The sequence below is a fragment of the Empedobacter sp. GD03739 genome (assembly GCF_029843245.1).
GTDB lineage: Bacteria > Bacteroidota > Bacteroidia > Flavobacteriales > Weeksellaceae > Empedobacter > Empedobacter falsenii_B.
The window spans coordinates 1-25,766 of sequence record NZ_JAOCHX010000023.1; the positions used below are offsets into that span (position 1 = coordinate 1).

40 protein-coding genes and 1 riboswitch are annotated in these 25,766 nt (G+C 34.3%); of the genes, 35 read left to right on the forward strand and 5 right to left on the reverse strand.

What is annotated here, in order from left to right; all coding sequences use genetic code 11:
- Positions 1-327 precede the first annotated feature (327 nt).
- From rpsL to rpsN, 18 genes are all read left to right on the forward strand, one after another.
- The gene (gene rpsL, locus N5E64_RS08945) at positions 328-711 is read left to right on the forward strand and encodes a 30S ribosomal protein S12 (protein ID WP_019974211.1); all 384 of its coding nucleotides are present in this window, start codon (positions 328-330) and stop codon (positions 709-711) included.
- A gap of 12 nt (positions 712-723) precedes the next feature.
- On the forward strand, positions 724-1,200 hold the full coding sequence (gene rpsG, locus N5E64_RS08950) for a 30S ribosomal protein S7 (RefSeq protein WP_019974210.1): 477 nt from the start codon (positions 724-726) through the stop codon (positions 1,198-1,200).
- Between the two features lie 6 nt (positions 1,201-1,206).
- Entirely contained in the window at positions 1,207-3,330 is a 2,124-nt protein-coding gene (gene fusA, locus N5E64_RS08955) for an elongation factor G (protein ID WP_219034156.1), read from the forward strand.
- 10 nt (positions 3,331-3,340) lie between these two features.
- Complete coding sequence (gene rpsJ, locus N5E64_RS08960) at positions 3,341-3,646, forward strand: 30S ribosomal protein S10 (protein ID WP_019974208.1); 306 nt, start codon at positions 3,341-3,343, stop codon at positions 3,644-3,646.
- Between the two features lie 248 nt (positions 3,647-3,894).
- Entirely contained in the window at positions 3,895-4,524 is a 630-nt protein-coding gene (rplC, locus tag N5E64_RS08965; RefSeq protein WP_038335606.1) for a 50S ribosomal protein L3, read from the forward strand.
- Positions 4,515-5,144: a 50S ribosomal protein L4 gene (rplD, locus tag N5E64_RS08970; protein WP_038335460.1), complete on the forward strand. Its 630-nt coding sequence runs from the start codon at positions 4,515-4,517 to the stop codon at positions 5,142-5,144. Before rplC ends, rplD begins: the two co-directional genes overlap by 10 nt.
- Before the next feature lie 10 nt (positions 5,145-5,154).
- The gene (gene rplW / locus N5E64_RS08975; protein ID WP_038335466.1) at positions 5,155-5,439 is read left to right on the forward strand and encodes a 50S ribosomal protein L23; all 285 of its coding nucleotides are present in this window, start codon (positions 5,155-5,157) and stop codon (positions 5,437-5,439) included.
- Positions 5,440-5,454: 15 nt separating this feature from the next.
- The gene (gene rplB, locus N5E64_RS08980; protein WP_038335472.1) at positions 5,455-6,279 is read left to right on the forward strand and encodes a 50S ribosomal protein L2; all 825 of its coding nucleotides are present in this window, start codon (positions 5,455-5,457) and stop codon (positions 6,277-6,279) included.
- A gap of 3 nt (positions 6,280-6,282) precedes the next feature.
- Positions 6,283-6,561, forward strand: coding sequence for a 30S ribosomal protein S19 (gene rpsS / locus N5E64_RS08985; RefSeq protein ID WP_019974202.1), 279 nt, complete (start codon positions 6,283-6,285; stop codon positions 6,559-6,561).
- Positions 6,562-6,570: 9 nt separating this feature from the next.
- On the forward strand, positions 6,571-6,987 hold the full coding sequence (gene rplV, locus N5E64_RS08990; protein ID WP_019974201.1) for a 50S ribosomal protein L22: 417 nt from the start codon (positions 6,571-6,573) through the stop codon (positions 6,985-6,987).
- 4 nt (positions 6,988-6,991) lie between these two features.
- Positions 6,992-7,714 (forward strand): 30S ribosomal protein S3, encoded by a 723-nt coding sequence (gene rpsC / locus N5E64_RS08995; protein ID WP_019974200.1) that lies wholly within the window; start codon positions 6,992-6,994, stop codon positions 7,712-7,714.
- 36 nt (positions 7,715-7,750) lie between these two features.
- Entirely contained in the window at positions 7,751-8,170 is a 420-nt protein-coding gene (gene rplP / locus N5E64_RS09000; protein ID WP_038335490.1) for a 50S ribosomal protein L16, read from the forward strand.
- A gap of 22 nt (positions 8,171-8,192) precedes the next feature.
- Positions 8,193-8,381 carry a 50S ribosomal protein L29 gene (gene rpmC / locus N5E64_RS09005; protein WP_038335494.1) on the forward strand — a complete coding sequence of 63 codons (189 nt, stop codon included), beginning with the start codon at positions 8,193-8,195 and terminating at the stop codon, positions 8,379-8,381.
- A 16-nt stretch (positions 8,382-8,397) separates the two neighbouring features.
- Positions 8,398-8,652 carry a 30S ribosomal protein S17 gene (rpsQ, locus tag N5E64_RS09010; protein ID WP_019974197.1) on the forward strand — a complete coding sequence of 85 codons (255 nt, stop codon included), beginning with the start codon at positions 8,398-8,400 and terminating at the stop codon, positions 8,650-8,652.
- 8 nt (positions 8,653-8,660) lie between these two features.
- Complete coding sequence (gene rplN / locus N5E64_RS09015; RefSeq protein ID WP_019974196.1) at positions 8,661-9,029, forward strand: 50S ribosomal protein L14; 369 nt, start codon at positions 8,661-8,663, stop codon at positions 9,027-9,029.
- Positions 9,030-9,038: 9 nt separating this feature from the next.
- Positions 9,039-9,353, forward strand: a complete 315-nt coding sequence (gene rplX, locus N5E64_RS09020) for a 50S ribosomal protein L24 (protein WP_038335509.1) — start codon at positions 9,039-9,041, stop codon at positions 9,351-9,353.
- Positions 9,354-9,355: 2 nt separating this feature from the next.
- Positions 9,356-9,919 carry a 50S ribosomal protein L5 gene (rplE, locus tag N5E64_RS09025; protein WP_038335516.1) on the forward strand — a complete coding sequence of 188 codons (564 nt, stop codon included), beginning with the start codon at positions 9,356-9,358 and terminating at the stop codon, positions 9,917-9,919.
- Positions 9,920-9,925: 6 nt separating this feature from the next.
- Positions 9,926-10,195, forward strand: a complete 270-nt coding sequence (rpsN, locus tag N5E64_RS09030) for a 30S ribosomal protein S14 (RefSeq protein WP_019974193.1) — start codon at positions 9,926-9,928, stop codon at positions 10,193-10,195.
- Positions 10,196-10,266: 71 nt separating this feature from the next.
- Here rpsN and N5E64_RS09035 read toward each other — a convergent pair whose 3' ends face one another.
- From N5E64_RS09035 to thiM, 5 genes are read right to left on the reverse strand one after another with little or no spacing between them, the layout of a single operon-like run.
- The gene (locus N5E64_RS09035) at positions 10,267-10,902 is read right to left on the reverse strand and encodes an HAD family phosphatase (RefSeq protein ID WP_125349695.1); all 636 of its coding nucleotides are present in this window, start codon (positions 10,900-10,902) and stop codon (positions 10,267-10,269) included.
- Positions 10,887-11,549: a thiaminase II gene (gene tenA, locus N5E64_RS09040; protein WP_038335522.1), complete on the reverse strand. Its 663-nt coding sequence runs from the start codon at positions 11,547-11,549 to the stop codon at positions 10,887-10,889. Before tenA ends, N5E64_RS09035 begins: the two co-directional genes overlap by 16 nt.
- Positions 11,533-12,369, reverse strand: coding sequence for a bifunctional hydroxymethylpyrimidine kinase/phosphomethylpyrimidine kinase (gene thiD / locus N5E64_RS09045; protein WP_038335524.1), 837 nt, complete (start codon positions 12,367-12,369; stop codon positions 11,533-11,535). Before thiD ends, tenA begins: the two co-directional genes overlap by 17 nt.
- Positions 12,344-13,003, reverse strand: a complete 660-nt coding sequence (gene thiE / locus N5E64_RS09050) for a thiamine phosphate synthase (RefSeq protein ID WP_038335526.1) — start codon at positions 13,001-13,003, stop codon at positions 12,344-12,346. The genes thiD and thiE overlap by 26 nt, the downstream gene beginning before the upstream one ends.
- Positions 12,993-13,796 (reverse strand): hydroxyethylthiazole kinase, encoded by an 804-nt coding sequence (gene thiM, locus N5E64_RS09055; protein WP_038335529.1) that lies wholly within the window; start codon positions 13,794-13,796, stop codon positions 12,993-12,995. The genes thiE and thiM overlap by 11 nt, the downstream gene beginning before the upstream one ends.
- 82 nt (positions 13,797-13,878) lie before the next feature.
- A riboswitch (TPP riboswitch) is annotated at positions 13,879-13,971 on the reverse strand.
- Positions 13,972-14,258: 287 nt separating this feature from the next.
- On the opposite strand from thiM, the gene rpsH reads away from it, so the two are divergent.
- From rpsH to N5E64_RS09140, 17 genes are all read left to right on the forward strand, one after another.
- On the forward strand, positions 14,259-14,660 hold the full coding sequence (rpsH, locus tag N5E64_RS09060; RefSeq protein ID WP_019974187.1) for a 30S ribosomal protein S8: 402 nt from the start codon (positions 14,259-14,261) through the stop codon (positions 14,658-14,660).
- Between the two features lie 22 nt (positions 14,661-14,682).
- Positions 14,683-15,228 (forward strand): 50S ribosomal protein L6, encoded by a 546-nt coding sequence (rplF, locus tag N5E64_RS09065; protein ID WP_280037177.1) that lies wholly within the window; start codon positions 14,683-14,685, stop codon positions 15,226-15,228.
- A 13-nt stretch (positions 15,229-15,241) separates the two neighbouring features.
- A complete protein-coding gene (gene rplR, locus N5E64_RS09070; protein WP_114999013.1) occupies positions 15,242-15,595 on the forward strand; it encodes a 50S ribosomal protein L18 in 354 nt (117 codons plus the stop codon).
- 16 nt (positions 15,596-15,611) lie between these two features.
- Positions 15,612-16,133: a 30S ribosomal protein S5 gene (rpsE, locus tag N5E64_RS09075; RefSeq protein WP_114999014.1), complete on the forward strand. Its 522-nt coding sequence runs from the start codon at positions 15,612-15,614 to the stop codon at positions 16,131-16,133.
- 11 nt (positions 16,134-16,144) lie between these two features.
- A complete protein-coding gene (rpmD, locus tag N5E64_RS09080) occupies positions 16,145-16,324 on the forward strand; it encodes a 50S ribosomal protein L30 (protein WP_038335538.1) in 180 nt (59 codons plus the stop codon).
- A gap of 30 nt (positions 16,325-16,354) precedes the next feature.
- Complete coding sequence (rplO, locus tag N5E64_RS09085; RefSeq protein WP_114999016.1) at positions 16,355-16,810, forward strand: 50S ribosomal protein L15; 456 nt, start codon at positions 16,355-16,357, stop codon at positions 16,808-16,810.
- A gap of 15 nt (positions 16,811-16,825) precedes the next feature.
- Positions 16,826-18,196 carry a preprotein translocase subunit SecY gene (secY, locus tag N5E64_RS09090; RefSeq protein ID WP_038335544.1) on the forward strand — a complete coding sequence of 457 codons (1,371 nt, stop codon included), beginning with the start codon at positions 16,826-16,828 and terminating at the stop codon, positions 18,194-18,196.
- A 22-nt stretch (positions 18,197-18,218) separates the two neighbouring features.
- A complete protein-coding gene (infA, locus tag N5E64_RS09095; RefSeq protein ID WP_019974180.1) occupies positions 18,219-18,434 on the forward strand; it encodes a translation initiation factor IF-1 in 216 nt (71 codons plus the stop codon).
- Positions 18,435-18,509: 75 nt separating this feature from the next.
- A complete protein-coding gene (ykgO, locus tag N5E64_RS09100; RefSeq protein WP_013598490.1) occupies positions 18,510-18,626 on the forward strand; it encodes a type B 50S ribosomal protein L36 in 117 nt (38 codons plus the stop codon).
- 12 nt (positions 18,627-18,638) lie between these two features.
- The gene (gene rpsM / locus N5E64_RS09105; RefSeq protein WP_125349692.1) at positions 18,639-19,016 is read left to right on the forward strand and encodes a 30S ribosomal protein S13; all 378 of its coding nucleotides are present in this window, start codon (positions 18,639-18,641) and stop codon (positions 19,014-19,016) included.
- Positions 19,017-19,027: 11 nt separating this feature from the next.
- Positions 19,028-19,417, forward strand: a complete 390-nt coding sequence (gene rpsK / locus N5E64_RS09110) for a 30S ribosomal protein S11 (protein WP_019974178.1) — start codon at positions 19,028-19,030, stop codon at positions 19,415-19,417.
- A 47-nt stretch (positions 19,418-19,464) separates the two neighbouring features.
- A complete protein-coding gene (rpsD, locus tag N5E64_RS09115; RefSeq protein ID WP_114999018.1) occupies positions 19,465-20,067 on the forward strand; it encodes a 30S ribosomal protein S4 in 603 nt (200 codons plus the stop codon).
- Positions 20,068-20,089: 22 nt separating this feature from the next.
- On the forward strand, positions 20,090-21,082 hold the full coding sequence (locus tag N5E64_RS09120; protein ID WP_038335552.1) for a DNA-directed RNA polymerase subunit alpha: 993 nt from the start codon (positions 20,090-20,092) through the stop codon (positions 21,080-21,082).
- A gap of 12 nt (positions 21,083-21,094) precedes the next feature.
- Positions 21,095-21,568, forward strand: a complete 474-nt coding sequence (rplQ, locus tag N5E64_RS09125) for a 50S ribosomal protein L17 (RefSeq protein ID WP_038335555.1) — start codon at positions 21,095-21,097, stop codon at positions 21,566-21,568.
- Between the two features lie 229 nt (positions 21,569-21,797).
- On the forward strand, positions 21,798-22,868 hold the full coding sequence (locus N5E64_RS09130) for a DUF6263 family protein (RefSeq protein ID WP_260509516.1): 1,071 nt from the start codon (positions 21,798-21,800) through the stop codon (positions 22,866-22,868).
- A 1-nt stretch (position 22,869) separates the two neighbouring features.
- Positions 22,870-23,127 (forward strand): hypothetical protein, encoded by a 258-nt coding sequence (locus tag N5E64_RS09135; RefSeq protein WP_038335561.1) that lies wholly within the window; start codon positions 22,870-22,872, stop codon positions 23,125-23,127.
- Positions 23,117-25,762, forward strand: a complete 2,646-nt coding sequence (locus tag N5E64_RS09140) for a YfhO family protein (protein WP_280037199.1) — start codon at positions 23,117-23,119, stop codon at positions 25,760-25,762. Before N5E64_RS09135 ends, N5E64_RS09140 begins: the two co-directional genes overlap by 11 nt.
- Positions 25,763-25,766: the final 4 nt, after the last annotated feature.

The window sequence follows — 25,766 nt, forward strand, 5'->3', positions numbered from 1 at the left end:
ATTGATAATTATATGATATTCAGATTAATTAAAAATACGAAAAGTTATTAGCTTAGAGAAAAATAATATAGGATAAAGTTTTAATAAATTTTGTTGTCAATAGATGTAGATAAGATACTATCACTTATCAAAAATTAGGTTTATTGATAATTTACTTGTTTTGTTATTCTTGAATTAAAATTCTGTAAAATATAGTTTATAATTCTTTAAAAAATTATAAATCAATGTAAAATAAATCCATTATTATTTGTTTTTGTATAAATTATTTGTAGTTTTGCATGCCCAAAAAATGGGTTTAATCCAAATTTAAAAGGAAATTTAATTAGTATGCCAACAATTCAACAATTAGTTAGAAAAGGTAGAAAAAAACTAACCAAGAAGAGTAAATCGGCTGCATTGGAATCATGTCCACAACGCCGCGGTGTTTGTACACGTGTTTACACTACAACTCCTAAGAAACCTAACTCAGCAATGCGTAAAGTTGCACGTGTTAGATTAACAAATGGGAAAGAAGTTAACGCGTACATCGGTGGTGAAGGTCATAATCTTCAAGAGCACTCGATAGTATTGGTTAGAGGAGGTAGAGTTAAAGATTTACCAGGTGTGCGTTACCACATTGTACGTGGAGCGTTAGATACTGCGGGAGTAAACGGACGTACTCAACGTAGAAGTAAGTATGGAGCGAAACGTCCTAAAGATGCTAAAAAATAAATTTAAGGTAAGATGAGAAAGACAAGAGCTAAAAAAAGACCTTTACTTCCAGATCCTAAATTTAATGATCAGTTAGTAACTCGTTTCGTAAACAACTTAATGTACGACGGAAAAAAATCTGTAGCATTCAAAATTTTCTATGATGCGTTAGAAATCGTAGATTCTCGTAAAGAAGATGCAGAAAAAACTTCATTAGACATTTGGAAAGAAGCATTATCTAATGTAATGCCTCACGTAGAAGTGCGCTCTCGCCGTGTTGGTGGAGCTACATTCCAAATTCCAATGGAAATTCGTCCAGATCGTAAAATTTCAACAGCAATGAAATGGTTAATCAAATATTCTCGTAACAGAAACGAGAAATCGATGGCTCAAAAATTAGCTGGAGAAATTATTGCAGCTGCTAAAGAGGAAGGATCTGCCGTTAAAAAACGTCAAGATACTCACAAAATGGCAGAAGCTAACAAAGCATTCTCTCACTTTAGATTCTAATACAAGATGGCAAGAGATTTAAAATACACAAGAAACATTGGTATTGCTGCTCACATCGATGCAGGAAAAACTACAACGACAGAGCGTATCTTATTCTATTCAGGTAAGAATCACAAAATTGGAGAAACTCACGAAGGATCAGCTACAACTGACTGGATGGAGCAAGAAGCTGAAAGAGGTATTACAATTACTTCTGCAGCTGTAACAGTAGATTGGACATTCCCAACAGAACAAGGTAAACCATTACCAGACGCTAAAGGGTACCACTTTAATATTATCGACACTCCTGGTCACGTTGACTTTACAGTAGAGGTAAACCGTTCTTTACGTGTTTTAGATGGTTTAGTTTTCTTATTCTCAGCAGTAGATGGAGTTGAACCTCAATCTGAAACAAACTGGCGTTTAGCAGATAACTATAAAGTTCCTCGTTTAGGTTTCGTTAACAAAATGGACCGTCAAGGAGCTGACTTCTTAAATGTATGTCGTCAAGTACGTGAAATGTTAGGGTCAAATGCTGTTCCTATTGTATTACCAATCGGTGACGAAGCAGACTTTAAAGGAGTTGTAGATTTAATTAAAAACCGTGCAATTGTATGGCATGATGAGAATCATGGTTCTACATTTGATGTTGTTGAAATCCCAGCTGATATGGTTGACGATGTAAGACAATTCCGTGGTCAATTAATTGAAGAAGTAGCTGCGTATGACGAGAACTTATTAGAGAAGTACATGGAGGACGAAAACTCTATTACTGAAGAAGAAGTTCACGCTGCATTACGTGCTGCAACATTAGATATGTCTATCATCCCAATGACTTGTGGATCTTCGTTCAAAAACAAAGGTGTACAATTCATGTTAGATGCTGTATGTCGTTACTTACCATCACCAAGTGATAAAGAAGCGATCCCAGGAACTGACCCAAAAACTGACGAGCCTATCTCAAGAAAACCTTCAGTTGATGAGCCATTCGCAGCATTAGCATTCAAAATTGCTACTGACCCATTCGTAGGTCGTTTAGCATTCTTCCGTGCTTATTCAGGTGGATTAGACGCTGGATCTTACGTATTAAATACTCGTTCTGGTAACAAAGAACGTATTTCTCGTATCTTCCAAATGCACGCTAACAAACAAGAGCCTATCGAGAGAATCGAAGCAGGTGATATTGGAGCTGCAGTAGGTTTCAAAGATATCAAAACAGGAGATACTTTATGTGATGAAAAAGCCCCTATCGTATTAGAGTCTATGGACTTCCCAGATCCAGTAATTGGTATCGCAGTTGAGCCTAAAACGAAAGCTGACGTTGATAAATTAGGTATGGCTTTAGCTAAATTAGCTGAAGAAGATCCAACATTCCAAGTAAAAACTGATGAGGCTTCTGGTCAAACAGTTATTTCTGGTATGGGTGAGTTACACTTAGATATTATCGTTGACCGTTTAAAACGTGAATTTAAAGTAGAGGTTAACCAAGGTGAGCCTCAAGTAGAGTACAAAGAATCATTCTCTCGTCCAGCTAATCACCGTGAGGTTTACAAAAAACAATCAGGTGGTCGTGGTAAATTTGCTGATATCGTTTTCGAAATGGGACCAGCAGATGAAGGAAAAGTAGGTTTAGAATTCGTTTCAGAAATTAAAGGTGGTAACGTTCCTAAAGAATTTATCCCTTCTATTGAGAAAGGTTTTAAAGCTGCAATGAAGAATGGACCTTTAGCAGGATTCGAAATGGATTCGTTAAAAGTTACTTTAAAAGATGGATCTTTCCACCCTGTGGATTCTGACCAATTATCTTTCGAGTTAGCTGCTCAAATGGGTTACAAAGCTGCTGCAAAAGCCGCTGGTGCTCAAATCTTAGAGCCTATCATGAAGTTAGAGGTTTTAACTCCAGAAGAAAACATGGGTGATATTGTAGGTGACTTAAACCGTCGTCGTGGTCAAGTATCAGGAATGGATGATAGAAATAACGCTAAAGTTATTAAAGCTATGGTTCCATTAGCAGAAATGTTCGGATATGTAACTTCATTACGTACATTATCTTCTGGTCGTGCTACATCTACAATGGAATTCGATCACTACGCTCCAGCACCAACAAACGTGTCTGAAGCTGTAATCGCTAAAGCAAAAGGTAACGCTTAATTCAAGAAAAATGAGTCAAAAAATTAGAATAAAATTAAAATCTTACGATTATTCTTTAGTTGATAAATCAGCTGAAAAAATCGTAAAAACTGTAAAAGCTACAGGAGCTGTTGTTAATGGACCAATTCCATTACCAACTCACAAAAGAATCTTTACAGTTTTAAGATCTCCACACGTTAACAAAAAATCTCGCGAGCAATTTCAATTATCAGCTCACAAAAGATTATTAGACATTTATTCTTCTTCATCTAAAACAGTTGATGCTTTAATGAAGTTAGAATTACCTAGTGGTGTTGAAGTAGAAATTAAAGTATAGTTAGCTGTATTTTAAATAAATATAAACCCTGAGACGTGCACATCTCAGGGTTTTTTTATGAGTTGCTATTAAGAATGCTTTGATTGACATTTTTCGCTGTTTGTAAACTTTTGAAAAATAATCAATTGAAAGTTTGTTGTTTACAAATTAATTCATACATTTGCATGCTAATTTTAGAGAAGATCTCTAGTGGTCGAAAGTCCACATTCTCTGAAATATTAAACAAATTATTAACATATTTTAATCAAATGTCAGGTATCATTGGTAAAAAAATCGCGATGACTAGCTTATTTGATGAGAACGGGAAAAATATTCCTGTGACAATCGTAGAGGCTGGGCCATGTGTGGTTACTCAAGTCAGAACCGTAGAGAAAGATGGGTACGTTGCTGCTCAACTTGGTTTCGATGACGCAAAAGAAAAAAACACGACTAATGCTTTAAAAGGTCACTTTAAAAAAGCAGGAACGACTCCAAAGAGAAAGTTAGTTGAGTTTTACGGTGAAGAATTCGTGAACTCTTTAACTCTAGGAGGAGAAGTTAACGTTGAATTATTCAACGAAGGAGAATTTGTAAGTATTACAGGTACTTCAAAAGGAAAAGGTTTCCAAGGTGTTGTTAAACGTCATGGTTTCGGTGGGGTAGGTCAAGCTACACACGGTCAACATAACCGTTTAAGAGCTCCAGGTTCTATCGGTGCTGGTTCAGATCCATCTCGTGTATTCAAAGGAATGCGTATGGCTGGAAGAATGGGTGGTAAACAAGTTACTGTTCAGAACTTAAAAGTACTTAAAGTGGATACTGAGAAAAATCTTTTAATTGTTAAAGGTGCTATCCCAGGTCCTAAAAATTCATACGTAATCGTTAGAAGATGGAAGTAGTAGTATTAAACATCAAAGGTCAAGAAACTGGAAGAACAGTATCTTTAGACGAGGCAGTTTTCGGAATTGAGCCTTCTACACACACAGTGTACTTAGAAGTTAAACAATATTTAGCAGCTCAACGCCAAGGAACGCACAAAGCAAAAGAAAGAGCTGAGATTGCGGGATCAACTCGTAAAATCAAAAAGCAAAAAGGAACAGGTACAGCTCGTGCTGGTTCTATCAAATCTCCAGTGTTTAGAGGAGGAGGTAGAGTTTTCGGACCACGTCCAAGAAACTACTCTTTCAAATTAAACAAAGCACAAAAGAGATTAGCTAAAAAATCAGTTTTATCACAAAAGTTAGCTGAGAATGAAATCAAAGTTGTTGAAAACTTTTCTTTCGAAGCTCCAAGAACTAAAGAGTTCAAAACTGTTTTAACTGATTTAGGATTAGAGAACACAAAATCATTATTCGTATTAGGTGAATCTAATAGCAATGTATATTTATCTTCTCGTAACTTACAAAAAGTTAAAGTTGTTACAACTGAGGAATTAAATGTATTTGATTTAATCAATGCTTCTCAAATCGTATTTTTAGAAGGTTCTTTAGCAACAGTTCAAGAAAATTTAACAAAATAAGACGAAGAAAATGGGAATCATAATTAAACCAGTAATTTCAGAAAAAGCAACTAATAACAGTGAGTTGTTAGGGCAATATTCGTTTTATGTAGACACAAAAGCTAACAAAATTCAAATTAAAGAAGCTGTAGAAAAAACTTACGGTGTATCTGTAGTTTCTGTTAGTACTTTAGTATCTGCTCCAAAAGTAAAAACTCGTTACACAAAAACAGGTTTTCAAACTGGAAAAACAAATAAGTTGAAAAAAGCGATCGTTAGCTTAGCTGAAGGTCAAGAAATAGAGTTGTTCGGATAATTTAAGAATTAAAAAATGTCAGTAAGAAAATTAAAACCTATCACCCCGGGACAACGTTTTAGAGTGGTTAATGAATTTGCGGCAGTAGATAAAAATGCTAAGCCAGAAAAGACATTAGTTGAAGGAAAATCTAAATCGGGTGGACGTAACAACACTGGTAAAATGACAATGCGTTATATCGGTGGTGGACACAAACAAAAATATCGTATCATCGACTTCAAACGTGATAAAGAAGGTGCTGCAACTGTAGAATCTGTACAATACGATCCAAACAGAACTGCATTCATCGCTTTATTATCTTACGAAGATGGTGAAAAACGTTACATTATTGCTCAAAATGGTTTGAAAGCTGGACAAGTAATTGTTTCAGGTGAAAACGTAGAACCAGAAGTAGGTAATGCTATGAAGCTTAAAAATATGCCATTAGGTACAGTAATCTCTTGTATTGAATTACGTCCAGGGCAAGGAGCAGTTATGGCAAGAAGTGCAGGTACTTATGCTCAATTAGTTGCGCGTGATGGTAAATATGCTATCGTTAAGTTACCAAGTGGTGAATCAAGAATGATTTTAGTGGAGTGTAAAGCAACAGTAGGTGTTGTTTCTAACACAGACCATCAGTTAGAAGTTTCTGGTAAAGCTGGTCGTTCTAGATGGCAAGGTCGTCGTCCAAGAACTCGTCCAATGGTTATGAACCCTGTAGATCACCCAATGGGTGGTGGTGAAGGTCGTGCGACAGGAGGTATCCCTCGTTCTCGTAACGGTATTCCAGCGAAAGGTTACAAAACTCGTGACAAGAAGAAAGCGTCTAACAAATATATTGTTGAAAGAAGAAAAAAATAATTTATGGCACGTTCATTAAAAAAAGGACCATTCATCCACTATAAATTAGAAAAGAAAGTTCTTGCTAACGTAGAAAGCGGTAGCAAAAACGTGATCAAAACATGGTCAAGAGCATCAATGATTTCTCCTGATTTTGTTGGTCAAACAATCGCAGTACACAACGGAAAGCAATTTATTCCTGTTTATGTTACTGAGAATATGGTAGGTCATAAATTAGGTGAGTTCGCTCCTACACGTACTTTTAGAGGTCATGCCGGAGCTAAAAACAAAGGAAAAAAATAGTAAAGGGCCATGGGATCTAGAAAAAGATTAAGTAACGAAAGAATCAAAGAAGCTAACAAGCAGGTAGCTTTTGCGAAATTAAATAATGTTCCTACTTCTCCTCGTAAGATGAGATTAGTAGTAGATATTATCCGTGGAGTTGAAATTCAAAAAGCTTTAGGTATTTTAAAATATACTAAAAACCACGCTTCAATCCGTTTAGAGAAATTGTTATTAAGCGCTATCGCTAACTGGCAAATCAAAAATGAAGGAGCTGATGTTGAAGAAGCTGGATTATATGTTAAAGAAATCTCTGTTGATAGTGCACGTCAATTAAAAAGAATTCGTACTGCACCTCAAGGTAGAGCACATAGAATCAGAAAACGTTCAAACCATGTAACTTTGGTTTTAGGAACTAAAGAAGATAAACAAAAAGTACAAGATTAAGAATATGGGACAAAAAACTAATCCAATCGGAAATCGTTTAGGAATCATCAGAGGATGGGATTCTAACTGGTACGGTGGAAATGATTACGGTGATAAAATTGCAGAAGATGCAAAAATTCGTACTTATTTAAGAGCACGTTTGTCTAAAGCCGGAGTTTCTCGTATTTACATCGATCGTACTTTAAAATTAGTTACAGTAACTGTAACTACTGCTCGTCCAGGTATCATTATTGGTAAAGGTGGACAAGAAGTTGACAAATTAAAAGAAGAGTTAAAGAAAATCACTGGTAAAGAGGTTCAAATTAACATCTTCGAAATTAAGAGACCAGAATTAGATGCAATCTTAGTAGGGGATAGTATCGCTCGTCAAATTGAGAATCGTATTTCTTACCGTCGTGCTATTAAAATGGCAATTCAATCAGCAATGAGAATGAACGCAGAAGGAATCAAAGTTCAAATCTCTGGTCGTTTAAACGGTGCAGAGATGGCACGTTCTGAAACTTATAAAGATGGACGTATTCCTTTGTCTACATTCCGTGCAGACATTGATTACCACATTTCAGAAGCTCATACAACTTATGGTCGTTTAGGGATCAAAGTATGGATCATGAAAGGTGAGGTATATGGTAAGAGAGAATTATCTCCTTTAGTTGGATTACAGAAAAAACAAAAAAAATCTGACAACAACAGAAAGGGAGGTGAAAGATCTAATAATAGAAAGCGATAATTTAGTTTAACAACTAACATAAAGAATTAAGTAGATATGTTATCACCGAGAAGAGTAAAGTTTAGAAAAACCCAAAAAGGTAAGATGAAAGGTGTTTCTCACAGAGGAACTCAATTAGCTTACGGGACTTTCGGGATCAAATCTTTAGACGAAGCGTTTATTACAGCACGTCAAATCGAGGCAGCTCGTATTGCTGCAACTCGTTTCATGAAGAGAGAGGGTCAATTATGGATTAAAATATTTCCAGATAAACCAATTACTAAGAAACCAGCAGAGGTACGTATGGGTAAAGGTAAAGGTGCACCAGAATATTGGGTAGCTCCTGTACAACCAGGTCGTATCTTATTCGAAGTAGGAGGTGTGCCAGTAGAGGTTGCAACTGAAGCATTGCGTTTAGCAGCTCAGAAGTTACCTGTTAAGACTAAGTTTATCGTTGCACGTGATTTCCAAAATTAATAATTTCAAAAATTAAGAAAAAATGAAAGCAGCAGATATTAGAAATCTAAGTGTTGAGGAGTTACAAGCTAAAATAGCTGAAGAACAAGCGAACTACGATCAATTAAAATTGACAAACGCTGTTTCTCCTGTAGCAAATCCAATCGGTATTAGAGACTTACGCAGAACAATTGCTCGTTTGAATACCGTGTTAAACGAAAAACAATCATAACAGTAATCTGTAACTGATGGAAAGAAAATTAAGAAAAGAAAGAGTAGGTTTAGTTACATCAAACAAAATGGAAAAAACCATTGTTGTAGCTGAAACTAAGAAGCAAAAGCACCCATTCTATGGGAAATTCGTTTTAAAAACGAAGAAATATACAGCGCACGACGAAAATAACGAGTGTAACGAAGGTGACACAGTGCGTATCATGGAGACTCGTCCTTTGTCTAAAAACAAAAGATGGAGATTAGTAGAAATCATTGAAAGAGCTAAATAAGATAAGTTATGTTACAACAAGAATCTAGATTAAAAGTTGCAGATAACACAGGAGCTCGTGAAGCATTAGTAATCCGCGTTTTAGGTGGTACTAAAAGAAGATACGCATCAGTAGGTGACAAAATCGTAGTTGCGATCAAAGAAGCTACACCTTCAGGAAACGTTAAAAAAGGTGCTGTATCAAAAGCTGTTGTAGTTAGAACTAAAAAAGAAGTTCGTAGAAAAGACGGTTCATATATCCGTTTCGACGATAATGCATGTGTATTATTGAACACTCAAGGAGAAATGCGTGGTACTCGTGTATTCGGTCCAGTTGCTCGTGAGTTACGTGATAAAGAATATATGAAAATTGTATCATTAGCCCCAGAGGTATTATAATAGAACAACATGGCAAAGTTAAAAATTAAAAAAGGAGACAAAGTAGTCGTATTATCAGGATCTAACAAAGGTCAAACTGGTACTGTGTTACGCGTATTCCCTGACAAAGCTAAAGCTATCGTTGAAGGGGTTAATATTGCAAAAAAACGTGTAAAGCCAAGCGCACAAAATCCACAAGGTGGAGTTGTTGAAAAAGAAGCTCAAATCTATTTATGTAAATTGGCTTTAGTAGATCCAGAAACTGGGAAAGCAACGAAAGTAGCGATCAAAGAAGAAGGAGGTAAAAAAGTAAGAATTGCTAAAAAATCAGGAAAAGCTATTTAAGAATGAGTACAACAACATACACACCTCGTCCGCAGGTTAAATATAAAGAAGAGATTGTAGCTGCTCTTAAAGAAGAGTTCGGATACAAATCTATTATGCAAGTTCCTAAATTAGAGAAAATTGTTTTATCTCAAGGTTTAGGTGCTGCTACAGCTGACAAAAAAATCGTTGATTACGCTATCGAAGAGTTAGAATTAATCACTGGTCAAAAAGCAGTAGGAACAATTTCTAAGAAAGATGAAGCAGCTTTCAAATTACGTAAAGGAATGCCAATTGGGGCTAAAGTAACTTTACGTGGTGAGAAAATGTATGAATTCTTAGACCGTTTAGTATCTGCAGCTTTACCACGTGTACGTGATTTTAGCGGTATTTCTTCTACAGGTTTCGACGGTAGAGGTAACTATAACTTAGGTATCAAAGAACAAATTATCTTCCCAGAAATTAATATTGATAAAATCAAGAAAATTCAAGGTTTAGATATTACCTTTGTAACTTCAGCGAACACAGATAAAGAAGCTAAAGCTTTATTATCTAAATTCGGATTACCATTTACTAAAGAAAAATAAGAAGTCATGGCTAAAGAATCAATGAAAGCGCGTGAGCGCAAAAGAGAAGCATTAGTTGCTAAATATGCTGCGAAACGTCAAGCTTTATTAGAAGCTGGTGACTACGAAGCATTACAAAAATTACCTAAAAACGCTTCTCCTGTACGTTTACACAACCGTTGTAAATTAACAGGTCGTCCAAGAGGATACATGAGAACTTTCGGGATCTCTCGTGTAACTTTCCGCGAAATGGCGAACGAAGGGTTAATCCCAGGTGTTAAAAAAGCGTCTTGGTAATTTACCAATAGCTTTAGAAATATTAAATCCTTACTCTTTATTGAGTAAGGATTTTTTTGTTTTTGTAAGGTTTATATTTCTTTGATCAATTCCCTAAAATCAGCTATGTAATTTGGCTGAAGACAAAAATCTGAATTGTTGTAAATTTTATAATTTAAACCAGCATCTTTTGCTGAATTAATTCCGGTGAGTGAATCTTCGATAACTAAAACTTCTTCCTTTTGCTTTTCGCATAATGATAAAGCTTTTAAATAAGGTTCTGCATTTGGTTTGCCTTTTGAAACATCATCTGCTGAAATAGTGTGATCAAAATAGGAATGAAGTTTTAATTGTTGAAAAGCATACTTAATTTGTCTTCTAGAGGAATTGGAAACAAGAACAATTTGAATTTGATTGGCTTTTAAATGTTCCAACATCTCAGCAACGTGGTCATTTAATTGTACAAACTGATGAAAGTTTTCGACATAAAATTTTTCTGTCCAATCGATTATTTCCTCGTACAAATGATTTGTAAAGCGTTGCTGATTTTCTAACATCAATTGGATTGCTTCATTTGTTGTGAAATTCATTCCGTCATTTTCTACCAAACATATCGTATCCAACCGATATATTTTAATGACTTCATCAAACATCAGCTCCCATAATTGTTGACTATTTACGATTACCCCATCAAAATCAAAAAAGATGGCATTTATTTTCTTTCCCATGTGATATTTTCATAAGATGCATTCCAAAACTGAAATTCTAATTCGCTTGCTTTGACAAAAGCTTCTAGCATTTGTTCTTTTATTTTTTCAGTTGCTCCTTCTGCAATCTTATCAACATAACTTTTCGCTTTTTTTACACCTTCACCAAATTCATCTCCACTATAGGTCTCAATCCATTTTTGATATGGATTATTTTCTTTTGTTTGATTTTTGATGATTTCATCACCAACTTCTTTATAAATCCAAAAGCAAGGCAAAACAGCAGCTAATGCAATTTCAATAGGTTCGAATGCAGCTGTACTTTTTAAGAAATGTGAATAATGGTGACAAACAGGTTGTGTTTCGATGATGATGTTTTGCGATAATCCAAAATCCTCAAAATAGGATTCGTGTAAAGCACGTTCAACAATTAATGCATTTTTTCCGAATTCGAAAAAGTCAATGGCTTGTTGATTGTCTTCAGATTTTGATCCAATGGCAGCTAATACTCGCCCAAAATGTTCCAAATATTTTGCATCTTGTAACATGTAAAACTGAAATTTCTCTATTGGTAATGACCCATTTTGCAATTCAATTATAAAAGGCATATTTAGAATATCATTGTAAATAGGCGCGATGGTTTCCCAAGCTTTAGTTGTGAATGTCATAGGTTTTTAATTTTTGTGGATTAAATAAATGATTAAGAGGTCCATTTCCTTTTCCAATTGTTAGGTCTTTACTTCCTAATATTGCTTGTTCAACATATTCTTGTGCTAGTTGTACACTTTGTGTGAGTGAAACCCCCAAAGCTAAATTACACGCAATTGCAGAAGATAGTGTGCAGCCTGAACCATGCGTATTTTTTGTCTCTATTTTTTGAGAGGTATAACTTTGTACAGGTTGTTCTTTTTGAAATAAATAACTGATAATTTTTTCTTGCTGAAGATGTCCGCCTTTTAATAAAAGATTCTGACAACCTAAATTTAAAATCGTTTCTCCATAAGAAAGCATCAATTCAGCAGAATCAATTTTATGATTTACCAAAATACTTGCTTCATCAAGATTTGGCGTGATAAGCGTGGCCAAAGGAAAAAGCTTTTCTATGCAAGCTTCAAGTGTTTCTTCTTTGATTAACCGATGTCCACTTGTCGCAACCATGACAGGGTCATAAACAATCGGTCTATTGTAATTTTTTAATTCCTCTGAAATGATATGAACCAATTCAACACTATGAACCATTCCAATTTTTATTGCATCAGGATAAATATCCTCTAATATGGATTGAATTTGTTCACGAATTGCTTGTGCAGGAATTTCGTAAATATTTTGTACGCCTTGTGTATTTTGAACAGGCAAGGCTGTCAATACATTTGTTGCATAACAGCCATGAGCGGAAATTGTTTTGGTATCAGCTTGTATGCCAGCGCCACCGCTTCCGTCAAATCCGGCAATTGTTAAGACACTATATGCTTTTTGGATGGTATTCATTTTCGTTAATAATTTGTTTTAAAATTTGGGCAGATTTTTTTGGATTTTTGCTTCCGCAAATTGCAGAAACAATTGCAACACTATCTGCACCGGCTTGTATGATTTTAGCAATATTACTTTCATTAATTCCGCCAATTGCAATCAATGGTTTTGATGTTTTAGTTTTCAAAAATTTTAATCCTTCAAAACCCCATTCAGTAATCGTATTGGTTTTTGTTGGAGTCGAAAATATTGGACTTACCCCTAAATGATGTACATATTTCATTTCATCATCATTCAACTGTTTGATAATTTCTAAAGACCAACCAATATTTTTTAGAGCTTGTGCATTTTTGTGAATTTCAGAAGGTAATATATCTGACTGCCCGACATGTATTCCCCAAGGGTTAACAGCGGTTGCGACTTCTAATGAATCGTTAATAATCAAAGGGATATTGTAGTGGTCCGTAATTTTTTTTAATATTGTAGCTTTTGAAATATACTCGCTGACAGTGCAATTTTTTTCCCGAAGCTGAATGATATCAACCCCACCTATAATTGCTTGCTCTGCAACATCTAACCAATGAAGATGCGTACAATCTTTTTCAGAAATAACTAAATACAAAGGATAAGGAAAAGTTGGATTAATCTTCATAAACTGAGATTTTCAAATTTGTTTGAATTTCTTCTGCAGATATATGGTATAACGTGTCATACAAATTCATTTGTAAGGTTCCTGGGCCATTACTTTTTTTCTGTGCCAATTCACCTGCTAAACTAAATATGGCCATGCCGCTAACCGTTTCGAGGAAAGGATTTTTATTAAGGCCAATAAAAGCACCGATGCTAGCTGTTGCTGAACAACCTAAACCAGTAACTTTAGTCATCAATTCATGACCATTTTTAATTTCAATTATCGGATTGTTGGATACAATAAAATCTGAAGCACCTGAAATGCAAACAACAGATCCAATTTTCTGGTTTAAATTGTGTGCTGCTTTTATCGCTTGATTACTTTGATGTGTACTGTCGACTCCTTTTCCCTGAACAGCTTCGAAGGTATCTAAAGTTAAAATTTCTGAAGCATTTCCTCTTATGACAGTAGGATGATAGCGAAGCAGTTCTTTTATAAGTTCATTTCTGAAAGTTGAAATTCCAGCTCCAACAGGGTCTAATACCCAAGGTTTATTCAGTTGATCTGCTTTTTTTGCTGCAATTAGCATGCTTTCTGCCCAATAATCATCAAGAGTTCCGATATTGATGACTAATGCATTTGAGATTTTGACGATATTTTCCACTTCTTTGTGTGCATGTATCATAACAGGCGATGCTCCAATTGCCAAAAGAGCATTTGCAGTATTGTTCATCACCACAAAATTGGTGATGTTGTGAACAAGCGGATTTTTTGTCCGGACAGCATGTAAATTTTGAATAATTAGATTTTCCATTAATTGATAATTTTTTAGATGAAACAATTAATGGCTAAAGAGGATTTTCTTTGAAAATAAAGCGTTGCAAATATTAAATAATTGCATAGATATTGCTTTTCCCTACGTCGGTGTTAACCGTATCAGGTTCAAAGGGACTCTCTCAATTCTTTTCAGAATACCCCTAAAGCCAAATCAAATTTATATAAATTGTTTTGACTTTCAGCTATTTTTTAAGAATAAAAATAGAAGATTACATCAAGAATTAATTGTTGAGATCGATTAAAAAGATAAATAAATATAAAGATTGAGTTTCATGTTTTGTCTTAATCCCTAGTTATAAAACGATTAAAAATAAATTATTTAGATTAATAGTTTGTAATTAAAAAATATGCAATATATTTGCAACCCAAATGCATAGTGCATTTTGGTAAAAGTTTAATTTTAAAAGTAGTGCTTACGCGCTATACTATAGAATTATTTATGTATACAGATCCAATTTCAGATTTTCTAACTCGCGTTAGAAATGCAATGATGGCAGGACACAAAGTAGTGGAAATCCCTGCATCTAAAATTAAAAAAGAGATCACTAAGATCTTATTTGAACAAGGTTACATCTTGAACTACAAATTCGAAGGACAAGATCAACCTCAAGGAACAATCAAAATCGCTTTAAAGTACGACAAAGTTACTAAAGAGCCAGCTATCCGTAAAATCAAAAGAGCTTCAACTCCAGGTTTACGTCAATACGCAGGATCTAAAGAATTACCTCGTGTATTAAACGGTTTAGGTGTTGCTATCATCTCAACTTCTAAAGGTGTGATGACAGATAAACAAGCTCGTCAAGAGAATGTAGGTGGTGAAGTTTTATGTTTTGTTTATTAATCTTTTAAAAAATTAAGAAATTATGTCAAGAATAGGACACGCACATATCAACATCCCTGCTGCAGCAACTGTTGAATTTAAAGATAACGTAGTTACTGTAAAAGGTAACAACATTACAATGACAAGAGAGTTAAAAGAAGGATTTGATTTAAAAATCGAAGACGGAGTTTTAACTGTAGTTCGTCCAAACGATTCTAAAGATAACAAAGCTTTACATGGTTTATACCGTTCATTAATCAATAACATGGTTACTGGTGTAACAGAAGGTTTCAAAAAACAATTAGAATTAGTTGGTGTTGGTTATAGAGCATCTAACAACGGACAAAAATTAGATTTGTCATTAGGTTTCTCTCACAATATCGTTATTGAATTACCTACAGAAATTAAAGTTGAAACTTTAACAGAAAAAGGTAAAAACCCTATTATTACATTATCATCTCATGATAATCAATTATTAGGAATGATCGTAGCGAAAATTCGTTCTTACCGTAAGCCAGAGCCTTACAAAGGAAAAGGAATTAAATTCGTAGGAGAAATTATTAGAAGAAAAGCAGGTAAATCTGCATAAAAATCATTGAAAAATGGCATTATCTAAAGTAGAAAAAAGACAAAAAATAAAAAGACGCGTGCGTCGAAATATTTTTGGAACAGAAACTAAACCTCGTTTATCAGTTTACCGTTCTAACAAAGAAATTTACGCTCAAATTATTGACGATAACAATGGAGTAACTTTAGCTTCTGCATCATCTCGTGAAAAAGGTGTTGCTGTAGAAGGTACAAAATCTGAAGTTTCTGTATCAGTTGGTAAAGCATTAGCTGCTAAAGCTATTGCAAAAGGAATTGAAACTGTAGTTTTTGATCGTAACGGTTTCGTATATCATGGTAGAATCAAAGCTTTAGCAGATGGTGCTAGAGAAGGTGGATTAAAATTCTAAAAAAGAGAAAGAAATTATGTTAGGATTTAAAAACGTAGAAAGAGTAAAACCAACAGGTTTAGATTTAAAAGATCGTTTAGTTGGAGTACAACGTGTTACTAAAGTAACAAAAGGAGGTAGAGCATTTGGTTTCTCTGCAATCGTAGTAGTAGGTGACGGAAACGGAGTAGTAGGTTACGGATTAGGGAAATCTAAAGACGTAGCTTCTGCAATCGCTAAAGCTATCGAAGACGCTAAGAAAAACTTAGTACGTATCCCGTTATTTAACAACACAATTCCTCACGAACAAGAAGCTCGTTTCGGTGGTGCGCAAGTATTCATCCGTCCAGCATCTAAAGGTACAGGGGTAATTGCAGGTGGTACAGTACGTGCGGTATTAGAATCAGTTGGTGTACATGATGTATTATCAAAATCAAAAGGTTCTTCTAACCCTCATAACGCAGTAAAAGCTACATTCCGCGCTTTATTAAGCTTACGTTCTGTAGAGACTATTGCTCGTCAAAGAGGTATTTCTGTAACTAAAGTATTCAACGGTTAAAAAAAAGTAAAATGAGCAAAGTAAGAGTAAAACAAACACGTAGTGCAATCAACCGTGATAAATCTCAAAAAGCTACATTAGTTGCTTTAGGTTTGAAAAAGTTGAATCAAGTTGTTGAGCACGAATCAACTCCTCAAATTGAAGGAATGATCCGTAAAATCTCACACTTAGTAGTAGTAGAAAGAGCTTAATCGCTTTTAACCTTTTAAAAATTATTAAAAATGAATTTAAGTAATTTAAAACCAGCTGCTGGTTCAGTACAAAATAAATTCCGTAAAGGTAGAGGTGAAGGTAGTGGAAACGGTTTGACAGCAGGTCGTGGACACAAAGGTGCTAAATCTCGTTCTGGTTATTCAAGAAAAATCGGTTTCGAAGGTGGACAAATGCCTTTACAAAGACGTTTACCTAAATTTGGTTTCAAAAACATCAACAGAGTTGAGTACACTGGAATCAATTTAGATACAATTCAACAATTAGTTGATAACAACAAAATTACAGATACTTTAAATAAAGAAACATTAGTTCAGTTAGGATTAGCTCACAAAAATGACTTAGTGAAAATTTTAGGTCGTGGAGAGTTAAAAGCAACTGTTAATGTTACTGCTGATAAATTCACTCAAACAGCTCAAGAAGCTATTGTGAATGCAGGAGGTAAAGTAGAATTAGTTAACGCTTAAGAATATATTTTATAGATGAAAGGGTTTATACAGACCATAAAAAATATCTGGAGCATAAAAGAATTGAAGGATAAGTTACTTGTAACTATCCTTCTATTGTTGGTTTATAGATTCGGTTCTCATATTCCACTTCCAGGTGTCGATATTAACGAGGTTAATCGTTTTGTTGCAGACCAAGAAAATGCAAATTCAGGAATTTTAGGATTATTAAACTCTTTTACCGGAGGTTCTTTTAAGAGAGCTTCCGTATTTGCGTTAGGAATTATGCCTTATATCTCTGCTTCGATTGTTATACAATTGATGGGATTAGCAGTACCTTACATCCAAAAACTACAAAAAGAAGGAGAAAGCGGACGTAACAAAGTAAATCAAATTACGAGATGGTTGACAATCGGGATTTGTTTGGTGCAAGCACCAGCATACCTTACATTAGTAACTTCTCAAATTTTACCTTACGATCCAACTTCATCATATGCTATCTATGTAATTCCTCCAACCAACTTTTGGTTCTGGTTCCCTTCAACAATCATTTTGATTACAGGGACAATCTTTGCCATGTGGATGGGAGAAAAAATTACTGACAAAGGTATAGGTAACGGTATTTCAATCTTAATTATGGTTGGTATCCTAGCCGACTTACCAAAAGCAATATTTAATGCATTTGAAGTTGACCCTTCAAACGGTATTTTCTTCTTGATAGAAATGTTAGGGTTAATCCTAGTTATTGCAATGTGTATTATGATTGTTGCAGCGGTGCGTAAAGTACCAGTACAATATGTAAGAAGAGCGCAAACTTCAAGTAGTTCATATATGAGATCAGTTACAGACTCTGTACGTTCATATATTCCACTTAAAGTAAATGCAGCAGGTGTAATGCCTATTATCTTCGCACAAGCAATTATGTTTTTACCAGGAACATTGGCAAACTATTTCTTAGACGAAGGAAGTCCAGTAAAAGCATTCTTCGCGAAAATGGCAGATCCATTTACGTGGGAATACAATTTGATCTTCGGATTACTAATTATTATCTTCACATATTTCTATACTGCAATCACAATCCCAGTAAACCAAATGGCAGAAGATCTTAAACGTAACGGAGGAATCATCCCTGGAATCCGTCCTGGAAAAGAAACTGCAAATTTTTTAGACGAAATTTTATCAAAAATTACGTTACCTGGAGCAATTTTACTAACTTTGCTTGCTGTTTTGCCAGCGATTGTAAAATTATTAGGTGTAGAACAGAGCTTAGCAATGTTCTTTGGAGGTACATCAATGTTAATTATGGTGGGAGTTATCTTAGATACTGTACAACAAATTAATACATATTTATTAAATCACCGTTACGATGGTTTAATGTCTTCAGGTAGAACTTCAAGAGATATCTAATAAGATTTTATTAAAAAGATTTATGGCTAAACAAAAACATATTGAACAAGACGGTACGATTACAGAAGCATTATCAAATGCAATGTTCCGTGTCGAATTAGAAAATGGACATGTTGTAACATGTAACATATCTGGTAAAATGCGTATGCACTATATCAAATTATTACCAGGTGATAGAGTTAAAATAGAGATGTCTCCTTACGATTTAACGAAAGGTAGAATATCTTACAGATACTAAAAGAAATAATAACGACTGGTGGTAGAGTTAATGTAGATACGTTAACTCTATCGGATTATAAATAAATTTACAAAGATGAAAATTAGAGCATCCATTAAAAAGAGAAGTGCTGACTGTAAAATTGTGCGTCGTAAAGGACGTTTGTATGTGATCAACAAAAAGAATCCTAAGTTTAAACAAAGACAAGGTTAATTATTTAGAATTATGGCAAGAATTTCAGGTGTAGATTTACCTAAAAACAAAAGAGGGGTAATCGGACTTACATACATTTACGGGATCGGAAGAAGCAGTGCTTCTAAAATCTTATCTGAAAATAACATTTCAGAAGATACAAAAGTTAGCGAATGGACTGATGAAGAAATCAACGCAATCCGTGCATCGATCAATGAAACTTTCAAAGTAGAAGGTGAATTAAGATCAGAAATCCAATTAAACATCAAACGTTTAATGGATATCGGATGTCAAAGAGGTATTCGTCACAGATTAGGTTTACCATTACGTGGTCAAAGAACAAAAAATAACTCACGTACAAGAAAAGGTAAAAAGAAAACAGTTGCTAACAAGAAAAAAGCCACTAAATAATAAATAGGATCATGGCAAAAAATCAGAAAGTAGTAAAGAAAAGAAAAGTAGTTATTGAAGCTACTGGACAAGCTCATATTCAAGCATCGTTTAACAACGTTATCGTTACTTTAACAAACAAAAACGGTGAAGTTATCTCTTGGTCTTCAGCAGGTAAAATGGGATTCCGTGGATCTAAAAAGAACACTCCTTACGCTGCTCAAGTAGCTGCTCAAGATGCAACAACAGTTGCATACGAAGCAGGATTAAGAAGAGTAAAAGTATTCGTGAAAGGACCAGGTCAAGGTCGTGAATCTGCTATTAGAACAATTCATAACGGTGGTATCGAGGTTTCTGAAATCGTTGATGTTACTCCATTACCACACAATGGATGTCGTCCACCTAAAAAGAGAAGAGTATAATCATTTTTCTCAATTTAATTATTTAATATATTTAATAGTAACAAATCATGGCAAGATATACAGGACCAAAAACTAAAATTGCAAGAAAATTTGGACAACCAATTTTCGGTGACGATAAATCTTTTGAGAAAAAGAAATATCCTCCAGGGCAACACGGACCTAACAAAAGAAGAGCTAAAAAATCAGAATACGCTATTCAGTTAACTGAAAAACAAAAAGCAAAATATACTTACGGTATTTTAGAGCGTCAATTTGCTAACTTATACAAAAAAGCAAATGCTTCTAAAGGAATTACAGGTGAAGTATTATTACAATTATGTGAATCTCGTTTAGATAACGTAGTTTACCGTTTAGGTATCGCAAACTCACGTAGTGCTGCACGTCAATTAGTATCTCACAAACACGTAACTGTAAACGGAGAAATCGTGAACATCCCTTCTTACCAATTAAAAGCTGGTGATGTAATCGCTGTTAGAGAAAAATCTAAATCTTTAACTGCAATCACAAACTCTTTACACGCACGTAGCGAGTACGATTGGTTAATTTGGAACGACGAACAAAAATCAGGAACTTTCACAAAAGCTCCAGAAAGAGTTCAAATTCCAGAAGATATTAAAGAGCAATTAATCGTCGAGTTATATTCTAAATAAACCTTAAAATCAGACTAATAAAATGACTATTTTAAATTTCATCAAACCTGACAAAGTAATCTTAGTAGAGTCTGACTCTAAATTCGGACAATTCGAGTTCCGTCCATTAGAGCCAGGATACGGGATTACAGTTGGAAATGCTCTACGTAGAGTGTTACTTTCTTCATTAGAAGGATATGCGATCACTTCAATCAAAATTGAAGGAGTTGAGCACGAATTTTCAACTATTCCAGGAGTAGTGGAAGATGTTACAGAGATCATTTTAAATCTGAAAAAGGTTCGTTTTAAGAAACAAATTGATGAATCAGATGCTGAAACTGTAACTGCTACTATCTCAGGGCAAGATCAATTAACAGCAGGTGATTTAGGGAAATTTATTTCTGGATTCCAAGTTTTAAACCCTGAATTAGTTATCGCTAACTTAGACGCTAAAGTAAACGTAACAATTACATTTACAATCGAAAAAGGTAGAGGATACGTACCAGCTGATGAGAATAAAAAGGCTTCTGCGCCAATCGGTACTATAGCAATTGACTCAATTTACACTCCAATTAAGAATGTAAAATACGCAATTGAAAACTATCGTGTAGAACAAAAAACTGACTACGAAAAATTAGTTTTTGAAATTACAACAGATGGTTCTATAACACCTCAAGATGCTTTAACTGAAGCAGCTAAAATCTTAATTCACCACTTTATGTTATTCTCAGATGAGAGAATTACATTAGAAGCGGAAGAAGTTGCATCTGGTGAAACTTATGATGAAGAAGCATTACATATGCGCCAATTATTGAAAACAAAATTGGTAGATATGGATTTATCAGTAAGAGCATTAAATTGTTTAAAAGCAGCTGAAGTTGAAACATTAGGCGAATTAGTTTCTTTCGCTAAGTCTGACTTAATGAAATTCAGAAACTTTGGTAAGAAATCTCTTACAGAGTTAGAAGAATTGGTGGACAGCAAAGGTCTTAACTTTGGAATGGACATCGTAAAATATAAGTTAGACGTAGAATAATTTTATTAAAAAATGAGACACGGAAAAAAATTTAACCATTTAGGTAGAACTGCCTCTCATAGAAGAGCTTTATTATCTAATTTAGCTATAGCGTTGATTACTCACAAGAGAATTAACACAACAGTAGCAAAGGCTAAAGCATTACAAACATATGTTGAGCCTTTATTGACAAAGTCTAAAACAGACGATACTAACAACCGTCGCGTTGTATTTTCATACTTACAAGATAAAGAAGCTGTAACTGAATTATTCAGAACTGTAGCTCCTAAAATTGCAAATCGCCCAGGAGGATACACTCGTATCATCAAAACTGGATTCCGTTTAGGTGACGGTGCTGATACTGCAATGATCGAGTTAGTAGATTTCAATGATATCTACACTAACGCGAAAGTAGAGAAAAAAGCAACTACACGTCGTAGTAAAAAAAGTACTAAAACAGAAGAAGCTGCACCAGCTGCTGAAACTGAAAGTACAGAAGAAGCATAATCTATTCGATTATATAGTAAAAGCCTCCCAATTTGGGAGGCTTTTTTTGTATTTATTAATTATGACAATTTGTAATACTTTATAATTTTCTAGATTGACAATAAATTCTTTTCAATCATCTAATTTTCTAGATATGATTGTTTTAAAATCTTAATGTTAAAAAATCAACTAAAATCCTTATTTTTGGATTGATTTTGGCAATAAACCAACTATCAAACATAAAATTGATATGAAAAAATTACTATTCATGATGGCTGTCGCAATGGCAGTTGTTTCATGTAAAAAAGATGATAAAGTCGTAGGAAAAGATAAAGACGGAAAAGAATTAATTGTGAATGAAAAAGGTGATACAGTTGCCAAAACGGAAACAACAGATTCTTTGAATGTTGCTGAAACGCTTGCTGAACCAGAAGTTGTAGCAATAACAAAAGGTGCAGATGACAAATATGCTTACAAATACAATTTGGAGATAGGAAAGACTTATCCAATGACGTTGGGAATCAAAACAACTCACACGGCTTCGGATGGGAAACAATCTCAAAAAATGTCAAGCGAAAGTAAAAAACAAATTGATTATACGGTAAAAGATTTCAAAGATGGTGTGTATACATTAGAAGTGAAATCTAAACAATATAGCGAGAAAATGACAGATCCTTCGGGGAAATCAATTTCGTATGACACAAATGCTGCGAAACCAGCGAACAAAGATATTGCGGTTTCTTGGTCGATTTACAAAGCTATGACAGGAAAAACGTATACAATGAAAGTTGATCAGAAAGGAAAAGTTGTAAGCGTTGATGGATTAGATGAAATTAAAAAATCAATTTTAAATTCTGTAAAAACTCAAGTAAGTGCAGAAGAATTTAAATTCTTTACACAGATTATCGATAATTCATTAAACAAACAAGCAATTTCTTCTCAATTTGAAGAAACGATGAATATTTTTCCTAACAAAACTTTAGCGCTTAAAGAATCTTGGAGCGATAGTCAAAAAATTGATCAAGGTCCAATGAAAGGAAATATTTCGATGAAGAGAACTTTAGCAAGTGTTGAGCCTGCAAATACGACAATTACTGTAAATGGAACGCAAAGTTTGAAAGGTAATGAGTCGCAGCAAGGTGTTACAATGTCTGCGAATAGTAGTGCGAATGTAGATGGAAAAATTTTGTTGGATACAAAATCTGGTTGGATCAACAAAGTTAATTTAACGAAAAAGGAAACATTAAAACGTACAGTAGAAGCGCAAGGTCAAAAACAAACGATGACTGAGTCGGTTACAACTGTCACAACAGTTAACTAAAATGAAAACAATTATTTGGATTATAATTTTAAGTATTATTTTCTTAACGATTTTTAGATTTTTAAGAAAAGTATTTGCAGTGAAAAAGGTTTTTCAAGAAGCAATTAATCAGCAAAGAAACGCTTATAATGAGAGCCAAAACTCAAATGATTCGTACAACGAATCGAAACCAAACACATCTTTCGACAAACCGAAATATAATATAGACGCCGAAACGGTGGATTACGAAATAATCGAAGAAAAAAAGGATGAAAAATAAAAAGAATTTACTCTACGTTCTTATCTCATTGCTGCTTTTTGCAGTGATTGCATTGGTGTATTGTTCACCAGTTTTATCAGGGAAATCTGTTATTCAGCCTGATATTATCAACTACAAGGGTAGTGCGCAAGAAATGTTGACGTATCAAGACAAAACAGGAGAAAATGTCTATTGGTCTGATGCGATGTTTGGTGGAATGCCAACCTATCAAACTGGTGCGAAATATAGTTTTGATATCATCAAAACCATTGATGGCGCATTCAGATTTTTACCGCGTCCAGCAGATTACATTTTCTTGTTGTTTACAGGATTTTTTATTCTTGGCTTAACGCTTTTCAAAAAGTGGCAATACGCTTTAGTCGGTGCAATTTTCTTTGCATTTGGTTCGTATTATTTCGAATTAATTGCAGCCGGACATAACGGAAAACTACATACAATTGGTTATTTCGCGCCTTTGGTTGCTGGAATTCTTTTATTGTATCGCAAAAAATACATTGCAGGTTTTGTACTCACAACATTGTTTATGGGATTGCAATTACAAGCCAATCACATCCAAATGACGTTTTATTTGTTTTTAGCGATGTTGGTTTTTGCAATCGTTCAATTTATTGATAGTTTAAAGAAAAAAGAATTACCAGATTTCTTAAAATCATCTGCATTAGTAGTTGTCGCTGTAATTATTGCAGCAGGATTGAATGCAAATCGATTATTGTCAACTTACGAATATAGTAAAGAAACGACTCGTGGGAAATCTGAGATGACCTTGTTGAAAAAGAATTCGAACGGATTAGATCACGATTATATCACACAATGGAGTTATGGAAAATTAGAAACATTAAATCTTTTTATTCCAAATTTGATGGGGGGTGGTTCGCAAACGAATCCAGAAGATTTAAAGAATTATACATCAGAATTACAAAATACTCAATATAGTCTTGGTGAAGACGAGTTCAATCAGCAAGTTTTTCAAGCTGTGGCAAGTCAACCGAGAAGTGCATATTGGGGAGATCAGCCAGGAACTTCTGGTCCAGCTTATCAGGGAGCTGTAGTCGTTTTCTTGTTTATTATCGGAATGTTTATGGTACGTGGAAAATACGCGACCTATAAAAAATGGTTAGTTGGAGCAACGATTCTAAGTTTCATTTTGGCATGGGGTAAAAATTTACCATTCGTTACGAACTTATTTATTGATTATTTCCCGATGTATGATAAGTTTCGCGCTGTATCATCAATCTTGGTAATTGCCGAATTTACAATGCCTTTCTTAGCAATTTTGACTTTATATTATTTCTTTAATTCTGACGAATCAGATGAATTCAAAAAGAAAGTACTTTATATAGCTGGTGGTTCTACAGTTGGAATTTTAATTATATTCTTCTTATTCGGTGGAATGATTTTTCCATTTACATCAGAGAATGAAAAATTAATGACTGAACAATTAATCGGACAAATTCAGCAAGCAAATCCAAATGCAATCGGACTTTGGGATGGATTGATAAAACGATTAGATGAAGCATTAATTCAAGATAGAATTGCAATGTTTAAAGCGGATACAGTTCGCACATTGATTTTTGTTTTGTTCACAATGGCTTTGTTGTTGGCTTATTTATTCAAGTTTATCAAAAAACCAATTATCGTCATTTTAGCGATTGGTGCATTGGCTTTTATTGATGGATTTACGGTGAATAAAAGATATTTGAACGAAGATAATTTTGTATCTAAATACATTGTTGATAATCCTTTCCCAACGGAAATGTCGCCTCGTTTACAAACCGAAGCTCAGAACAACAATAATGTAGCACAAATTGCTTACAAAGTTCCGTTGAATAATTTATTATCGAACATATCAAAACAAGATAAATCACATTTCCGTGTTTACAATACGGTTTTGAGTACATTTAACGAAGCTGGAACTTCATATTTTGTTCCTTCGATTGGTGGTTATCATGCAGCGAAATTAGGGAAATACCAAGATGTTGTGGATATCTATTTTTCTCAAGATCCACAATTGAAAAAATACGGAATCAAAGATGAAACAGGTTTGATTAATGTATTGAATATGATGAATACGAAATACATTATTCATGGAAGTCCAACGGAACCCCAAGTACAGCAAAATCCTACAGCTTTTGGAAGTGCGTGGTTGGCTTCAAATATCAAATGGACAGAAAATGCAAATGATGAAATCTTAGCGATAAATTCTACACCAATTAATAACACTGTAATTTTACGTAAAGATTTGGTTGAGAATAAAAACATGAATGTTTCGGCAGATACTAATGCGAAAATTGAATTGGTTGATTATTCACCAATGAAGATGACGTATAAATCTTCTTCTAATACAGATCAAATTGCTGTTTTCTCAGAAGTTTATTATCCACATGGATGGACTGCAACAGTTGATGGAAAGGAAGTTCCGATCGAAAAAGCGAATTACGTATTGCGTGCAGTTCCTGTACAAAAGGGAAATCATACAATCGTGATGGAATTTAAACCACAAGTTATTTCTACTGGAAATATGATTGTGATAGTTTCGAATATTTTACTTTTAATCGTTGTGGCTGGAGGTATTTATTTGGGATATAAAAAATGTTCTATAAAAGAGAATTTAAACTTAGTCGCTGAAAAGGCTTAATTTT

Bases quoted from the DNA above. Each gene is read 5' to 3' on its own strand.
- rpsL (WP_019974211.1), top strand. From the start codon at position 328: ATGCCAACAATTCAACAATTAGTTAGAAAAGGTAGAAAAAAACTAACC.
- rpsG (WP_019974210.1), top strand. From the start codon at position 724: ATGAGAAAGACAAGAGCTAAAAAAAGACCTTTACTTCCAGATCCTAAA.
- fusA (WP_219034156.1), top strand. From the start codon at position 1,207: ATGGCAAGAGATTTAAAATACACAAGAAACATTGGTATTGCTGCTCAC.
- rpsJ (WP_019974208.1), top strand. From the start codon at position 3,341: ATGAGTCAAAAAATTAGAATAAAATTAAAATCTTACGATTATTCTTTA.
- rplC (WP_038335606.1), top strand. From the start codon at position 3,895: ATGTCAGGTATCATTGGTAAAAAAATCGCGATGACTAGCTTATTTGAT.
- rplD (WP_038335460.1), top strand. From the start codon at position 4,515: ATGGAAGTAGTAGTATTAAACATCAAAGGTCAAGAAACTGGAAGAACA.
- rplW (WP_038335466.1), top strand. From the start codon at position 5,155: ATGGGAATCATAATTAAACCAGTAATTTCAGAAAAAGCAACTAATAAC.
- rplB (WP_038335472.1), top strand. From the start codon at position 5,455: ATGTCAGTAAGAAAATTAAAACCTATCACCCCGGGACAACGTTTTAGA.
- rpsS (WP_019974202.1), top strand. From the start codon at position 6,283: ATGGCACGTTCATTAAAAAAAGGACCATTCATCCACTATAAATTAGAA.
- rplV (WP_019974201.1), top strand. From the start codon at position 6,571: ATGGGATCTAGAAAAAGATTAAGTAACGAAAGAATCAAAGAAGCTAAC.
- rpsC (WP_019974200.1), top strand. From the start codon at position 6,992: ATGGGACAAAAAACTAATCCAATCGGAAATCGTTTAGGAATCATCAGA.
- rplP (WP_038335490.1), top strand. From the start codon at position 7,751: ATGTTATCACCGAGAAGAGTAAAGTTTAGAAAAACCCAAAAAGGTAAG.
- rpmC (WP_038335494.1), top strand. From the start codon at position 8,193: ATGAAAGCAGCAGATATTAGAAATCTAAGTGTTGAGGAGTTACAAGCT.
- rpsQ (WP_019974197.1), top strand. From the start codon at position 8,398: ATGGAAAGAAAATTAAGAAAAGAAAGAGTAGGTTTAGTTACATCAAAC.
- rplN (WP_019974196.1), top strand. From the start codon at position 8,661: ATGTTACAACAAGAATCTAGATTAAAAGTTGCAGATAACACAGGAGCT.
- rplX (WP_038335509.1), top strand. From the start codon at position 9,039: ATGGCAAAGTTAAAAATTAAAAAAGGAGACAAAGTAGTCGTATTATCA.
- rplE (WP_038335516.1), top strand. From the start codon at position 9,356: ATGAGTACAACAACATACACACCTCGTCCGCAGGTTAAATATAAAGAA.
- rpsN (WP_019974193.1), top strand. From the start codon at position 9,926: ATGGCTAAAGAATCAATGAAAGCGCGTGAGCGCAAAAGAGAAGCATTA.
- N5E64_RS09035 (WP_125349695.1), bottom strand. From the start codon at position 10,902: ATGGGAAAGAAAATAAATGCCATCTTTTTTGATTTTGATGGGGTAATC.
- tenA (WP_038335522.1), bottom strand. From the start codon at position 11,549: ATGACATTCACAACTAAAGCTTGGGAAACCATCGCGCCTATTTACAAT.
- thiD (WP_038335524.1), bottom strand. From the start codon at position 12,369: ATGAATACCATCCAAAAAGCATATAGTGTCTTAACAATTGCCGGATTT.
- thiE (WP_038335526.1), bottom strand. From the start codon at position 13,003: ATGAAGATTAATCCAACTTTTCCTTATCCTTTGTATTTAGTTATTTCT.
- thiM (WP_038335529.1), bottom strand. From the start codon at position 13,796: ATGGAAAATCTAATTATTCAAAATTTACATGCTGTCCGGACAAAAAAT.
- rpsH (WP_019974187.1), top strand. From the start codon at position 14,259: ATGTATACAGATCCAATTTCAGATTTTCTAACTCGCGTTAGAAATGCA.
- rplF (WP_280037177.1), top strand. From the start codon at position 14,683: ATGTCAAGAATAGGACACGCACATATCAACATCCCTGCTGCAGCAACT.
- rplR (WP_114999013.1), top strand. From the start codon at position 15,242: ATGGCATTATCTAAAGTAGAAAAAAGACAAAAAATAAAAAGACGCGTG.
- rpsE (WP_114999014.1), top strand. From the start codon at position 15,612: ATGTTAGGATTTAAAAACGTAGAAAGAGTAAAACCAACAGGTTTAGAT.
- rpmD (WP_038335538.1), top strand. From the start codon at position 16,145: ATGAGCAAAGTAAGAGTAAAACAAACACGTAGTGCAATCAACCGTGAT.
- rplO (WP_114999016.1), top strand. From the start codon at position 16,355: ATGAATTTAAGTAATTTAAAACCAGCTGCTGGTTCAGTACAAAATAAA.
- secY (WP_038335544.1), top strand. From the start codon at position 16,826: ATGAAAGGGTTTATACAGACCATAAAAAATATCTGGAGCATAAAAGAA.
- infA (WP_019974180.1), top strand. From the start codon at position 18,219: ATGGCTAAACAAAAACATATTGAACAAGACGGTACGATTACAGAAGCA.
- ykgO (WP_013598490.1), top strand. From the start codon at position 18,510: ATGAAAATTAGAGCATCCATTAAAAAGAGAAGTGCTGACTGTAAAATT.
- rpsM (WP_125349692.1), top strand. From the start codon at position 18,639: ATGGCAAGAATTTCAGGTGTAGATTTACCTAAAAACAAAAGAGGGGTA.
- rpsK (WP_019974178.1), top strand. From the start codon at position 19,028: ATGGCAAAAAATCAGAAAGTAGTAAAGAAAAGAAAAGTAGTTATTGAA.
- rpsD (WP_114999018.1), top strand. From the start codon at position 19,465: ATGGCAAGATATACAGGACCAAAAACTAAAATTGCAAGAAAATTTGGA.
- N5E64_RS09120 (WP_038335552.1), top strand. From the start codon at position 20,090: ATGACTATTTTAAATTTCATCAAACCTGACAAAGTAATCTTAGTAGAG.
- rplQ (WP_038335555.1), top strand. From the start codon at position 21,095: ATGAGACACGGAAAAAAATTTAACCATTTAGGTAGAACTGCCTCTCAT.
- N5E64_RS09130 (WP_260509516.1), top strand. From the start codon at position 21,798: ATGAAAAAATTACTATTCATGATGGCTGTCGCAATGGCAGTTGTTTCA.
- N5E64_RS09135 (WP_038335561.1), top strand. From the start codon at position 22,870: ATGAAAACAATTATTTGGATTATAATTTTAAGTATTATTTTCTTAACG.
- N5E64_RS09140 (WP_280037199.1), top strand. From the start codon at position 23,117: ATGAAAAATAAAAAGAATTTACTCTACGTTCTTATCTCATTGCTGCTT.